This window comes from Streptomyces sp. Mut1 (genome assembly GCF_030719295.1).
Taxonomy (GTDB): domain Bacteria; phylum Actinomycetota; class Actinomycetes; order Streptomycetales; family Streptomycetaceae; genus Streptomyces; species Streptomyces castrisilvae.
This window is the reverse complement of the sequence record NZ_CP120997.1, coordinates 7514480-7526552: the sequence shown is the minus strand read 5'-3', so window position 1 is coordinate 7526552 and position 12073 is coordinate 7514480. Positions and strand designations below refer to the sequence as shown.

Sequence of the window (12073 nt, the reverse complement as noted above, 5' to 3'; positions counted from 1 at the left end):
TGCTGGTGTCCCGTCACTTCGCCCAGTGCGCGGGACGTTCGAGCGACGGCGGGAGCCGGGTGGCGCCGCTCCCCCGGGCGGCGTTCAGCTGGGCCTGCGTCAGGAAGAGCGCACCGGTCAGGTCGGCGCCCGACAGGTCCGCGTCCCGGAAGTCCGCGCCGATGAGGTCGGCCAGGCGGAGGTCGGCGCCGCTGAGGTCCGCCGCGATGAGGTAGGCGCCGCGCAGATCGGCCCCTCGCAGGTCGGCGCCCCTGAGCCGGGCGCCGATGAGGTCGCCGCCGCGGTGGTTGCGCTTCCTGCGGCCGGGCGCCGTGGCGCGTACGAGTTCGCTGCCGCGCGCCAGCAGGGCGGCGACCTCGCCCCGGTGCGCCGCGACGTCGAGGTCCGCGAGGGCGTCGGCTTCGAGGCGGGTGAGGCGTTCGGTCGCCTCCAGGGTGCGCCGTATCTCGCCGTGCAGGGGGCGCGCCGGCGCCAGGGTGGCCGCCTCGGTGAGGTACCAGAGCAGTTCGTGGAGCTGCCGGACGACGGGGAAGACGTCGAACATCTGCCGCGCGGTCTCCGGGGCACCGCGCCAGTCCCGCCCTCCGAAGGTCTCCTGCGACACCTTCTGGCCCGCCCCGAAGCAGTCGTACACGGTGCAGCCGGAAAAGCCCTCGGTGCGCAGCCGGGTGTGGATGCCGCAGCGGAAGTCGTCCCGGAGGTTGCGGCAGGGCGTACCGGCGGCCTTGTCGACGGCGAAGTCGGCCGACCGGGTCAGGGTCAGTGCGACGCAGCACAGGGCGAAGCAGTTCCCGCAGTCGGCGCGCAGTGCGGCGCGGCCGGCTCCGGCCGGGCGGTCGTGGTCGGGCACGGTACGTGGATCCTCCGGGGCGGGGACTTCGTGAGCGGCTCTGGGGCCTGTCCGGCCCTGGTCCGCCGGACAGGTCCAGAGCCTATCGGCCCCGCGTGCCGTCCCTGGTCCGCGGAGCGGGCGGCCCCCGCGCGATAATGATGCGTAGTACATCCAATGTGGGAGGTGGCCACTCTCGTGGCGAACGCACCAGTCGACAGCATTCCGGCCCAGCGGGTGCTGACGGATCCGGCGGGCCTGGGCCGTTACCAGCACGACGAGGCCGAATGGGCTCCGTACGGGACTCCGATGGCCGTGGTGCGGCCGCAGAGCACCGCCGAGGTCCAGGAGGTGGTGCGCCACTGCCTGGCCCACGGCATTCCCCTGGTGCCGCGCGGCGCGGGCACGGGTCTGTCCGGCGGTGCCAACGCCGTGGACGGGTCGATCGTGCTGTCCTTCGAGGACATGAACCGGATCGTCTCCATCGACCGCGCGGAGCGGCTGGCGGTCGTGCAGCCGGGTGTGGTCAACGACGACCTGCGGGCGGCGAGCGCGGAGCACGGTCTGTGGTACCCGCCGGATCCGGCCAGTTCGCCCTGGTCGACCATCGGCGGGAACGTGGCGACCAACGCCGGCGGGATGTGCTGCGTCAAGTACGGCGTGACCCGCGACTACGTGCTGGGCCTGGAGGTCGTCAACGGTCTCGGCGAGGTCGTGTCGCTGGGCCGCCGCACCGCGAAGGGGGTGGCCGGATATGACCTGGCCGGGCTGATGGTGGGGTCGGAGGGCACGCTCGGGGTCATCACGGAGATCACCGTGCGGCTGCGTCCGGCGCGGCTCCAGGAGCGGACGGTGGCCGGATACTTCTCCTCGGTGGTCGCGGCGGGTGAGGCCGTGAGCGCCGTGACGGCCTCCGGGGTCATCCCGTCCGCGCTGGAACTGGTGGACCGGCACTGTCTCGCCGCGGTCGACGCCTGGAAGAAGATGGGGCTGTCCGCCGACGCCGACGTGGTGCTGCTCGGCCGGGTCGACACACCGGGCGCCGAGGGCGACGCCGAGGCCGAGCTCATCCGGGACTGCTTCGAGCGGGCCGGGGCGACCTGGGCCGCCGTCTCCACGGACCAGCAGGAGGCGGACGCGCTGTTCCAGGCGCGGCGCCTGGCGTATCCGGCGCTGGAGCGGCTGGGTCCGGTCCTGACCGAGGACGTCTGTGTGCCGCGCACCGCGGTCCCGGAGATGCTGGCCCGGATCGAGCGGACGGCCGCCCGGCACGACATCCTGGTGGCCAACATCGCGCACGCGGGCGACGGCAACCTCCACCCCCTCATCATCACGCCTCCGGGCGACGAAGCGGCCCGGACCCGCGCCCAGTCGGCCTTCGAGGACATCCTGGACGACGCGATCGCGCTCGGCGGCACGGTCACGGGTGAGCACGGGGTGGGGCTGCTGAAGATGCGCGGCATGGACAAGGAGCTGGGACCCGCGGTGCTCGGCATGCACCACGCGGTGAAGGCGGCGCTCGACCCGCACGGCATCCTCAACCCGGGCAAGGTGCTCGGAGCCGCCCGGCCCTGACCGCCGGTTGTCGGTGGGGCGGCGCACACTGGCACCAGGACGGTACGGCGGAGGGGATGCGGATGGGCGCCGAGGCGGACGGCGGCTTCGAACCGGCCACGGGGGACGGCCCGTCGGAGCCGGGACCGGCGCGGGCCGCTTCGGTGCGGACCGCGTTCGACGGACTGCTCCAGATCAGGCGCCTGGCCAATGCCGGCCACGCCGCCCCGGAGTCCGTACCGGCGCCATGGGAACTGCACCGGCCGGTGCGGGCCGTCGCCCTGGCGCTGGAGGCGGCGGGGCTGCCCGCCTCGGCCGTCGGCCTGTCAGGGCGGCGCACGGCGAAGGGGTACCGGGTGGCCGCCGGGTCCTCGCCGGGCACGGCGCGGGTGGAGTGGCCGGGGCCGCCCGGCAGTGGGGCCGCCTACGAGGAGGAGGGCGAACTGACCCGGTGCGCGGCGGCGCTGCGGGAGGCGGGGTGGACGGCGCTGTTGTACCGGGGACCGCGCGGCCGCCGGTTCCTGGAGGTCGAGCCTCCGGTGGGCGGGCGTCGGCCGGACGGCCGATAGAGGCCGTGCCGCACCCCTGACCGGGGGTGACTGTCAGACCCGTGGGGGATGCTTGTGGGTCCGACACCTCTGACCGGGAGATGCTGAGATGCGCAAGGACGAACTCGCCGCGGCGCAGGCCTATGTCCGTTTACTGGAGGCGACCCGGGCGGTCCTCTCCGATCCGCGGGACGCCCCGCTGTACCTGCCGTTGCTCGCCTCGCCGATCGAGGAGGCCGACGGGGCGCTGCGGCGCGCGGGGCTCTCGGGCAACGAGACCCGGTTCTTCGACCTCGTCCGGTCGATCCGGCCGAGCCTGTCGGGCAGCGGCGGCCACTGAGCCATTCGCCCCGACGCGCCGTGCGAGGTCTCGGGCCCCGGACGGACCGCTTCGGGTTCAGCCGGCTTCCGGTGCCGGTCCGAGACCGAGTTCGCGGTCGCCGAGGGGCGCGAAGTGGCGGGCGACGTCCGCGGGGGTGACGCGGGAGAGCTCGGCCGGGTTCCAGCGGGGGTCGCGGTCCTTGTCCACGATCTGCGCCCGGACGCCCTCCACCAGGTCGGGCCCGGCGAAGGCGGTGGTCGAGACGCGGTATTCCTGGTCGAGCACCGCTTCGAGGCCGCCGAGCCGGCGCGCCCGGCGCACGGATTCGAGGGTCACCTTCAGTGAGGTGGGTGCCTTGGCCAGGATGATGGCCGCCGTCTCCTTGGCCGCGGGGGCCTCGTGGCCGGTGAGGCGGTCGATGATCTCCTCCACGGTGTCCGCGGCGTAGCAGGAGTCGATCCAGGCCCGGTGGCCGGCCAGCACGCCGCCGGGTGCGGGGCGGGCGTGCCGCCCGGCGGTCGCGGTGACGGCCTCGGGCGTGGTGCAGGCACCGAGGTCGGCGACGAGGGCGGCGAGCCCCTGGGCGGGCACGAAGTGGTCGGCGAGGCCGCAGAGCAGCGCGTCGGCGGCGCCGATCGCCTCGCCGGTGAGGGCCAGGTGCGTGCCGAGTTCGCCGGGCGCGGTCCCCAGGAGGTACGTTCCGCCGACGTCCGGAACGAATCCGATTCCCGTCTCCGGCATGGCGATGCGGGAACGCTCGGTGACGATCCGGACGGAGCCGTGGGCGGAGACTCCGACGCCGCCGCCCATCACGATGCCGTCCATGAGCGCGATGTACGGCTTGGGGAAGCGGGCGATCCGTGCGTTGAGCCGGTATTCGTCACGCCAGAAGTCCAGTGAGGCGCGGCCGCCGGCCACGGCGTCGTCGCGGACGGCGCGGATGTCGCCGCCCGCGCACAGGCCCCGCTCCCCCGCGCCGGTGAGCAGCACCGCGGTGACGCCGGGGTCCTGCTCCGCCGCGTCGAGCGCTTCGGCCATGCGCAGCACCATGGCGTGGTTCAGCGCGTTCAGGGCGCGGGGGCGGTTGAGCGTGAGGTGGCGGACGCGTCCCTCGGTGTGCAGCAGGACGGGATCCTCGTGGTTCATGCGTGCGCTCCGGTCTGCCCTGGTGCCCTACCGTCCGCGGGGCGCGGACGATCTTCCGCTGCCATTGTGCGCGGCGCGCCGCGGCAGGGGGCACGAGGGGTGGCCCGGGGTGCCGGGCGGCGGTGCGGGGCGGTTCCCGCTGTGGCAGACGTACCGCACCGGCCCGACAATTGGGGCACGCCGTACGGCAGACCCGCCGGACGATCCTCGGAGCTGGAATGACCGATCAGAACGGGCCGCCGGTCATTCCCGGCCCGCCGGGCCGGCCCACCGGCAAGGCGCCGGCCTGCGAGACCGGTACGGCGGAGCGGCTTGCCATGAACCGGACCGGCAGCTTCGAGTGGGATCTCGGTGCCGGGACGCTCGACATCGACGAGGCCGGCCTGCTGGTCTTCGGCCTGGACCCGGCCTCCTACGACGCGCGGCCGGAGACCCTGGCGGAGCGTCTGGAGCCCGGGGAGCGCATCAGGCTCGGCGTGGAGACGGACGACGCGCTAAAGAGTTCTGTCAGCTCGTACAGCGTCCACTTCCGGATTCCGCTCGCCGACGGCCGCGAACAGTGGACCCATGTCCAGGGGCGCATCCTGCGCGGCGAGGACGGGAAGGCGCGCCGGGTGATCGGTCTGGTGCGTGACGCGACGGCCGAGGTCACCCATTCGGCCTTCGTGCTGGAACTGGAGAAACGCCGCCGACGGCAGACCGATATCGTTGAACGAACAACGAGTGCGTTGTCGCGGGCGGTGACGGTGGACGACGTGACCGCGGCCCTGACGGGGCCCGGTGGACTGGCACGGCTGGGCGCCGACGGGCTCGCGCTCGGGCTGCTGGACAACGCGGTGCTGAACGTCATCGCGGTGAGCGGCGAGTCCCTGGAGGCCATCGGCGACCTGGGTTCGGGCCGCCTCGACCCGAAGTTCCCGCTGGCCGACACCGTGCTGAGCGGCCGGCCGAGATTCGTGAGCTCCCTGGCGGCACTGACGCGGCGCTACCCGGTGCTCGAACCGTACGTGGGGCGTCTGAGGTTCCAGGCTGCGGCCTACCTTCCGCTGGTCGCGCAGGCGCGGTCGCTCGGCGGGCTGGCCCTCTTCTACCGTGAGCGCACCTCCTTCAAGCCCGACGAACGCATTCTCTGTCTGGGGCTCGCCGCGATCGTCGCCCAGTCCCTCCAGCGGGCCAAGCTGTTCGACGAGGAGCGCGAGTTCGCCACCGGGCTCCAGTCGGCGATGCTGCCGCCGCGCATCCACGACATCGAGGGCGGCGAGATCGCCGTCCGCTACCACGCGGCGTGGAGCGGCCGGCAGGTCGGCGGCGACTGGTACGACGTGATCGCGCTGCCGAAGAACCGCTTCGGGATCGTAGTGGGTGACGTCCAGGGCCATGACACGCACGCGGCCGCGATCATGGGCCAGCTCCGGATCGCGCTGCGCGCGTACGCCGCCGAGGGGCATCCGCCGTCGACGGTGCTGGCCAGGGCCTCCCGCTTCCTCGCCGAGCTGGACACGGAGCGGTTCGCCACATGCACCTACGCCCAGGTCGACCTGGAGTCCGGAACCGTACGGGTGGTGCGGGCCGGTCACTTCGGGCCCCTGATCCGGCACATGGACGGCCGGGTCGGCAGCCCCCAGGTGCGCGGGGGCATGCCGCTGGGCATTTCGACGGACTTCGGTGACGAGGAGTACCCGGAGACCCGGCTCGATCTGGTGCCGGGCGAGACCCTGGTCCTGTACACGGACGGGCTGGTGGAGGAGCCGGGCGCCGACATCGACGCCGGGGTGCGCACGCTGATCACCGAGGTCAGTGCGGGACCGGCGGGTGCGGAGGCGTTGGCCGACCATCTCTCGGACCGGCTGTGGGAACGCTGGGGCTCCGGTGACGACGTCGCGCTGCTGGTGCTGCGGCGCAGTCCCGACCCGGGCTCGCCCCGGGCGCCGCGCCTGCACCAGTACATCCACCAGGCGGATCCGGAGGGGCTCTCCGAGGCGCGGACGATCGTGCGCCAGGCCCTGACCGACTGGGAGATGGCCGAACTCGCCGACGATGCCGAGCTGGTGACCGGCGAACTGCTGGTGAACGTGCTGCTGCACACGGAGGGCGGCGCCGTCCTCACCCTGGAGGTGCTGCCCGAGCCGGTACGCCGGGTGCGGCTTTCGGTGCAGGACCGCTCCAGCACCTGGCCGAGGCGCCGCTCGCCGGGCGAGACCGCGACCTCGGGCCGCGGTCTGCTGCTGCTGGACGCCGTCGCCACGCGATGGGGCATCGAGCCCCGGGGCGAGGGCAAGGCGGTCTGGTGCGAGATCGGACCGGCGGCGCCGCCCACCTCGCCCCCCGTACACCGAAGCGTCGCCGAGCCGTTGAAGGACAACGGCGCCAACGGACCGGCAGCCGCCAACGGACCGGCAGCCGCCAACGGACCGGCAGCCGCCAACGGACCGGCAGCCGGCAACGGACCGGCGGCCGGGGACGGACCGCGGTGAGACCGGGCGGCCGTGTGTGTGCGTGTGTGTGGCGGACAGCGGCGGGAACAGGCAGCCGCGGGAGGCGGACAGCATGAGGGGCGTACCGCACACGCCCTGCGTGTGCGGTACGCCCCTCCGCCGGCTACCCGGGCGCGCTGTGCGCGTCAGGGCCGCCGGACCGCGTCAGTGCTGCGCGGTACGACGCTTGCGCACGGACCACATGATGCCGCCGCCGGCCAGCAGCACGGCAACGGCCGCGCCACCGATGATCGGAGTGGCGGACGAGGAACCGGTCTCGGCCAGATCCGGGCTGCTCGGGCTCGGCGTGGCTGCGGCGGGCGCAGACGGCGAAGCGGAGTCGCTCGGCGTGTCCGTCGGGGTGGGAGACGACGTGGTCGGCGTCTCGGACGGCTTCGTCTCGGTCGGAGTCGGCGTGGGCGTCGACGGCGGGGTCGGGGTGCTGTCCTCGCACACCGGCGCCTGCTTGGTGTCTTCCTTCGAGTACTGGTCGCCGTCACCGGCCTTGACGACCAGGTGCACCGTCAGGGGCTGGTCGTGCTCCGGGAGCGCGATCTTCTTGTCGAACCCCTTGCCGAACTTCTCCGTCGGCAGCAGGTCCTTGCCGTCCACGGTGACGGTCACCTCGTTGGTGACACGGTCGTTGTACTGGGTCAGGTGCAGGCTGACTTCGTCACAGGTCACGGCCCAGGTGGGGGTGTGAGCTGCGGCCGGACCGGCGGTGAGGACCGCGCCGGACAGACCGACAACCGCGGCGGCGGCGAGCGTTCCCGCAGCGCGCCACGATCTCCTGGGTATGGTCATGGATTTTTCCTCCGCAGATGTTTCATCGCCCGAATGGCGGTGGAGCGCACAGTACTGCCCTCGTCCCCGATGTGTGCACCCGCCCCACAACCGATTCCGTGTCACAACGGCCCCCACACCGTCGCCGGTTGGGACATGCCGGACACCGGGTCGGCCGGGGCGCCCGCCGCGTGGTGGCGTGAAGTGAGCGCCCGGCGCCGGTCCGTGCCGCCCGCCCGCGCCCCGGACGCCCGTCCGGCACCGTCGGGCCTCGCGCGCTCAGAGCCGGCGGTACATGATGTGCAGTCCCACGAAGCCCTTGGCCGGGTGGTTGAAACCCTCCGGCAGCGTGCCCAGGATCTCGAAGCCGAGCGAACGGTAGAGTCCCACCGCGGCGGCGTTGGTCTCCACCACCGCGTTGAACTGCATGGCGCGGTACCCGGCCGCACGGGCCCAGTCGAGCGTGTACTCGCACAGGGCCCGCCCTACGCCCTGCCCGGAGTGCCGGGGGTCGACCATGTAGCTGGCACTGGAGATGTGCGACCCGTTGCCCATGTGATTCTTGTTCATTTTCGCCGTGCCGAGGACGGTCCCGTCGTCGGCGACCGCCACTACGGTCCGGTGCGGTGGCTTCATGAGCCACCAGTCGACGGCGTCGGCCTCCTTGAGATCCAGCGGGTAGGTGAAGGTCTCGCCCGCGGAGACGATGTCGTGGAAGAAGGTCCAGATCGCGGGCCAGTCCTCGGTGGTGGCTTCCCTGATCAACATGGCGAGAACAATGCCTTGCCGACGCCGCGTCGACCAGCGTTTATCCGGGGTTCCCCACGTCTCCGGCCGCCGGCCCGCCTTCCCGCCCGGCGAACGCGCGGCCCCTGTCCGCCGCACGGCGACGGCGGCGGGCGGGCCGCCGCGACCCGGCTGCCGTCCCCTGCCTCAGTCCGCGCCGCCCCCATCCCCGGGCCCCGCGCAGCCGGAGCCGTGCCAGCAGCCCGCCCGGCCCTTCGGACCCGACGGCCCGGCAGGACGTGACCGGTGCGCCCGGGGCAGCCGCCGCTCCGGGTCCGCCCGCCCCGGCAAGCGGCACCGACTCGACAGGCCCGGCCACCTCGGTGGCCGGCACCGGTTCGCCGGCCGCAACCGGTGCGCCCTCCTGCCCCGGTCCCGTCGGCGGCTCGTCGCCCGGTCGCGGGGCCGGGCGGTGTTCGCGGGCGGCGTCCAGTTCCGCGATCAGGCTGACGCGGCGCCAGAGGATCTCGTCCGGTTCGTCCGCCGGCATCAGCCGCGCCATCGCTTCCCGCCCGGCGACCGTCCCTCTCCGGCCGAATACGGTGCCCGGACCGACCTTGCCGAAGTAGGCCCGCTCGTACGGATCGTCGACCACCTCGGCCAGCTGGACCGGGTCCAGTCCTTGCGCCACGATCGCCGCGCGCGCCCAGGGGTCCCGGGTGAGGGCCAGCAGGCGTTCGATCCTGCGCGAGCGCCAGTTGCGCGGCCGGCAGTCGCCCCCGCCATCGAGCCGGTCGCGCAACCAGGGCGGGCTGTTGCCCACCAGGAGTTCGGGCGACCGGGCCGCCAGCGCCCGTACCTCCTGGGCGAGATAGACCCATACGACCGCCCGGTAGCGGTTGAGGTAGAAGGCGACGGGCGTGACGCACCCGGCCCTCGCCAGCCGGGTGAAGCGGACCGGGCTGATCCCGAGCAGGGCCGCCCCCTCCGCCGTCCCGACCGTACGCACCCGCTCGCGCAGCGCGCCGGGGAAACCGTCCTGGGCCCGGAGGCTCTCCATCTCCTCCCGGTGGACCCCGGGCCGCACGCCGTCCGGGCCGCCACTTGTCACCCTGACCGCTCCCAGGTACACCGCCAGCTCGAACTCGCCCCGCTTGAGCCCGAGTTCTGTCGCGGCCCGGCCGGCCGCCATCGTATGGGCGCGGTCGTAGCGCGAGATAGCCGCTTCCGGCATCCCCGCTTCCCGTGCTTCCACCGCGAACGAGCGGATTCCAGGCACATTTCCGCGCGTCTCTGTTGTCGACATGGCGATACTCCCCCGTATGAACCAATTACTCTCTGTGACCAGAGTAGTCCGGGAAAGTCAACGGCCGCCCGGCCTGTGGATAACTCCACGGGCCGGGCGGCAGTCTGCGGTCGAGCGTCGTCAGATCCGGCTGATTCCCCCGGTGCCGTCCTGTCGTGACGACACGGAGAGGTGCTCTCCCACCCGGTTGACCATGAGCGTCATCTCGTACGCCACCTGACCGACGTCCGCCTCCGCCTCGCTCAGTACGCACAGGCAGCTGCCGTCCCCGGCCGCCGTCACGAAGAGCAGTGCCTCGTCGAACTCCACCATGGTCTGCCGGGCCCTTCCGGCGCGGAAGTGCCGTCCCGATCCGCGGGCGAGGCTGTGCAGCCCGGACGAGACGGCCGCCAGGTGCTCGGCGTCCTCCCGGGCCAGTCCGGCGCTCGCGCCGGTCACCAGGCCGTCGTTCGACAGCACCAGGGCGTGCCGTATGTACTCGACCCGCTTGGTGAGATCGTCAAGGATCCAGTCGAGTTCCTTGTCCAGCGCCATTGCGTTTCCTCCCCGTTCACGCGTTCCCCGTGCCTCGCTTGTGTACAAGCCTTGCGCACAGGTCACGTACGGGCAAGCACCCCCCTCGGCCCACCGGTCCGGAAGCGGTCGCCGGAGCTCACCCGTAGGACAGGTCCTCGCACGGGTCGTCGTCGGCGGAGCGGGCCCCGTCGGCGACGTCAGCCGGTACGCCGGACGCCGCGGAGGGGGACGAGGCGTCGGGGGCGGGCGACGGGGCGTCCGCGTAGTCCTGTCCGACGATCAGCTGGATTCCGGCGTCGGTGGACTGTTCGATCAGCGCCCCGGGGAAGAGCCTGGCCGTCGTACGGGCCTCGTCGCGCAGGCCGGGGCCGTAGGCGACGACGGTGCGGGAGCGGTTCTGGTCCTGCGCGGTGGCCCTGCCGGTGACACCGAAGTCGTGTGCGCTCAGGAGGCCGGCCGCCCGGGCCGCGAGTCCGGTCACCGTGGTGCCGTTGTAGACGGCGACGTCGATGCCCATACCGGAGACCGGCGGCTGCGATGCCTCGGGTGAGGCGCCGGATCCCGCCCTGCCGCCCTTGGTTTCCTTGCCGTCGAGCGTGCGGTCGGCCTTCAGCGCGGCCCACAACTCGTCCGCGTCCGGTTCCACGACGGCGACGCGGGCGCCCTCGTAGCGCCAGGGCACGGTGACGAACTTGGTGTTGTGCAGGTCGACGTTCTTCATCGACAGGGCGAAGGAGAGCAGTTTGTCGGCCGATCCGAGCCCCGGGTCGACGGTCATCGCGTCCGTCGCCGCATCGGCCAGTGGCAGCAGGGTGGTGGGGTTCATACCACGGGACTTGATCTTCTTCACCAGGGAGCCGACGAAGGCCTGCTGCCGCTTGATCCGCCCTATGTCCGAGCCGTCGCCGATGCCGTGCCGCAGCCGGACGTAGTCGAGGGCGCGCTGTCCGGACACCGTCTGCTCGCCCTTGGCGAAGACCCGTGAGCCCCGGGTCGCCAGCTTGGGGTTCAGATCGCGCTGGTACACATCCTGCGGCAGACAGACCCGCACCCCGCCGACGGCCGAGGTGAGTGCGGAGAATCCGGCGAAGTCGATCACGACCGTGTGGTCGACGCGCAGTCCCGTGAGGTGTTCGACGGTGTTCTGGGTGCAGGCGGGATTGCCCTCGGCGGTCTCCCCCACCGAGAACGCCCCGTTGAACTGGCTGTGCCGCCGCGGGTCCGTCCAGGTGCCGTCCGGCTTCCGGCAGGCCGGGATGTCGACCATGGCATCCCGCGGGACGGATACGGCCACGGCGTGTTTGCGGTCGGCGTAGACGTGAAGGAGGAACACCGTGTCGGAACGGCCGACCGCGCCCGTACTGCCGCCGAGTCCGCTGTTGTCCCCGGAGCGCGTGTCCGAGCCGATGACGAGGACGTTCTGCCCTCCGGCCGTGCCCGGTGGCCGGTCGCCCGAGATGCCGTCGGCGCTGAACGTATCGATGTTGCCGGTCAGTTTCAGGTATCCCCAGCCGACCCCGGCGACCAGCAGGACGAGGAAGGACAGAGCGGACACCGCGGTCCGCCGCAGGCGGCTCGCCCTGCCCCCCGCTCCCGTTCCCTTGTTCCTGCTTGTCATGGGCCACCCCGTTCATCCGGCTGACGTGCGGGGCGGCCTGTCGGCGGCACCGGCACGGTCGTGCTGTCGTGCGTTGTCAAGGTCGTGCAACTCTGTCGTAGGGCTTTGTCGTGAGGCTTTGTCGTAAGGCTTTGTCGTGAGGCTCTGTCGTGACGTGCTTGTCGTGCGGCGCTGTGAGGCGTCTCCATCGTCAATCCGATCCCCTGTCCCCACACGGACACCGGAAACATTGACCGGAAGACACCAGGAGA

General features: G+C 72.5%; 11 protein-coding genes. 4 read left to right on the top strand and 7 right to left on the bottom strand.

Going from position 1 to position 12073, the window contains the following annotated elements; all coding sequences use genetic code 11:
* Positions 1 to 13: 13 nt before the first annotated feature.
* Positions 14 to 850: a pentapeptide repeat-containing protein gene (locus P8A18_RS32590; RefSeq protein ID WP_306060429.1), complete on the bottom strand. Its 837-nt coding sequence runs from the start codon at positions 848 to 850 to the stop codon at positions 14 to 16.
* 177 nt (positions 851 to 1027) lie between these two features.
* Between P8A18_RS32590 and P8A18_RS32585 the strand changes: the two genes are divergently transcribed.
* The 3 genes from P8A18_RS32585 (at position 1028) to P8A18_RS32575 (ending at position 3271) form a co-directional block, all read left to right on the top strand.
* The gene (locus P8A18_RS32585) at positions 1028 to 2404 is read left to right on the top strand and encodes an FAD-binding oxidoreductase (protein ID WP_306060427.1); all 1377 of its coding nucleotides are present in this window, start codon (positions 1028 to 1030) and stop codon (positions 2402 to 2404) included.
* A gap of 62 nt (positions 2405 to 2466) precedes the next feature.
* The gene (locus tag P8A18_RS32580) at positions 2467 to 2952 is read left to right on the top strand and encodes a hypothetical protein (RefSeq protein ID WP_306060425.1); all 486 of its coding nucleotides are present in this window, start codon (positions 2467 to 2469) and stop codon (positions 2950 to 2952) included.
* 88 nt (positions 2953 to 3040) lie between these two features.
* Complete coding sequence (locus P8A18_RS32575) at positions 3041 to 3271, top strand: hypothetical protein (RefSeq protein WP_306060423.1); 231 nt, start codon at positions 3041 to 3043, stop codon at positions 3269 to 3271.
* A 57-nt stretch (positions 3272 to 3328) separates the two neighbouring features.
* On the opposite strand, the gene P8A18_RS32570 is transcribed toward P8A18_RS32575, so the two are convergent.
* Complete coding sequence (locus tag P8A18_RS32570) at positions 3329 to 4399, bottom strand: enoyl-CoA hydratase/isomerase family protein (RefSeq protein WP_306060421.1); 1071 nt, start codon at positions 4397 to 4399, stop codon at positions 3329 to 3331.
* Between the two features lie 218 nt (positions 4400 to 4617).
* On the opposite strand from P8A18_RS32570, the gene P8A18_RS32565 reads away from it, so the two are divergent.
* Positions 4618 to 6873 (top strand): SpoIIE family protein phosphatase, encoded by a 2256-nt coding sequence (locus P8A18_RS32565; protein WP_306060419.1) that lies wholly within the window; start codon positions 4618 to 4620, stop codon positions 6871 to 6873.
* 165 nt (positions 6874 to 7038) lie between these two features.
* Here the strand turns inward: P8A18_RS32565 and P8A18_RS32560 are convergent, their stop codons facing one another.
* The 5 genes from P8A18_RS32560 to P8A18_RS32540 form a co-directional block, all read right to left on the bottom strand.
* The gene (locus tag P8A18_RS32560; RefSeq protein WP_018552920.1) at positions 7039 to 7677 is read right to left on the bottom strand and encodes an LAETG motif-containing sortase-dependent surface protein; all 639 of its coding nucleotides are present in this window, start codon (positions 7675 to 7677) and stop codon (positions 7039 to 7041) included.
* Positions 7678 to 7935: 258 nt separating this feature from the next.
* A complete protein-coding gene (locus P8A18_RS32555; RefSeq protein ID WP_306060416.1) occupies positions 7936 to 8424 on the bottom strand; it encodes a GNAT family N-acetyltransferase in 489 nt (162 codons plus the stop codon).
* 40 nt (positions 8425 to 8464) lie between these two features.
* Positions 8465 to 9616, bottom strand: a complete 1152-nt coding sequence (locus tag P8A18_RS32550; protein WP_306060414.1) for a DUF6397 family protein — start codon at positions 9614 to 9616, stop codon at positions 8465 to 8467.
* A gap of 192 nt (positions 9617 to 9808) precedes the next feature.
* On the bottom strand, positions 9809 to 10222 hold the full coding sequence (locus tag P8A18_RS32545; RefSeq protein ID WP_018552922.1) for a roadblock/LC7 domain-containing protein: 414 nt from the start codon (positions 10220 to 10222) through the stop codon (positions 9809 to 9811).
* A gap of 118 nt (positions 10223 to 10340) precedes the next feature.
* Positions 10341 to 11822: an LCP family protein gene (locus tag P8A18_RS32540; RefSeq protein WP_445978202.1), complete on the bottom strand. Its 1482-nt coding sequence runs from the start codon at positions 11820 to 11822 to the stop codon at positions 10341 to 10343.
* Between the last annotated feature and the right edge of the window lie 251 nt (positions 11823 to 12073).

What these genes read in the sequence shown, in the direction of transcription:
- P8A18_RS32580 (WP_306060425.1), top strand. Translation starts at nt 2,467, where the DNA reads ATGGGCGCCGAGGCGGACGGCGGCTTCGAACCGGCCACGGGGGACGGC.
- P8A18_RS32565 (WP_306060419.1), top strand. Translation starts at nt 4,618, where the DNA reads ATGACCGATCAGAACGGGCCGCCGGTCATTCCCGGCCCGCCGGGCCGG.
- P8A18_RS32555 (WP_306060416.1), bottom strand. Translation starts at nt 8,424, where the DNA reads ATGTTGATCAGGGAAGCCACCACCGAGGACTGGCCCGCGATCTGGACC.
- P8A18_RS32570 (WP_306060421.1), bottom strand. Translation starts at nt 4,399, where the DNA reads ATGAACCACGAGGATCCCGTCCTGCTGCACACCGAGGGACGCGTCCGC.
- P8A18_RS32575 (WP_306060423.1), top strand. Translation starts at nt 3,041, where the DNA reads ATGCGCAAGGACGAACTCGCCGCGGCGCAGGCCTATGTCCGTTTACTG.
- P8A18_RS32550 (WP_306060414.1), bottom strand. Translation starts at nt 9,616, where the DNA reads ATGCCGGAAGCGGCTATCTCGCGCTACGACCGCGCCCATACGATGGCG.
- P8A18_RS32560 (WP_018552920.1), bottom strand. Translation starts at nt 7,677, where the DNA reads ATGACCATACCCAGGAGATCGTGGCGCGCTGCGGGAACGCTCGCCGCC.
- P8A18_RS32545 (WP_018552922.1), bottom strand. Translation starts at nt 10,222, where the DNA reads ATGGCGCTGGACAAGGAACTCGACTGGATCCTTGACGATCTCACCAAG.
- P8A18_RS32540 (WP_445978202.1), bottom strand. Translation starts at nt 11,822, where the DNA reads ATGACAAGCAGGAACAAGGGAACGGGAGCGGGGGGCAGGGCGAGCCGC.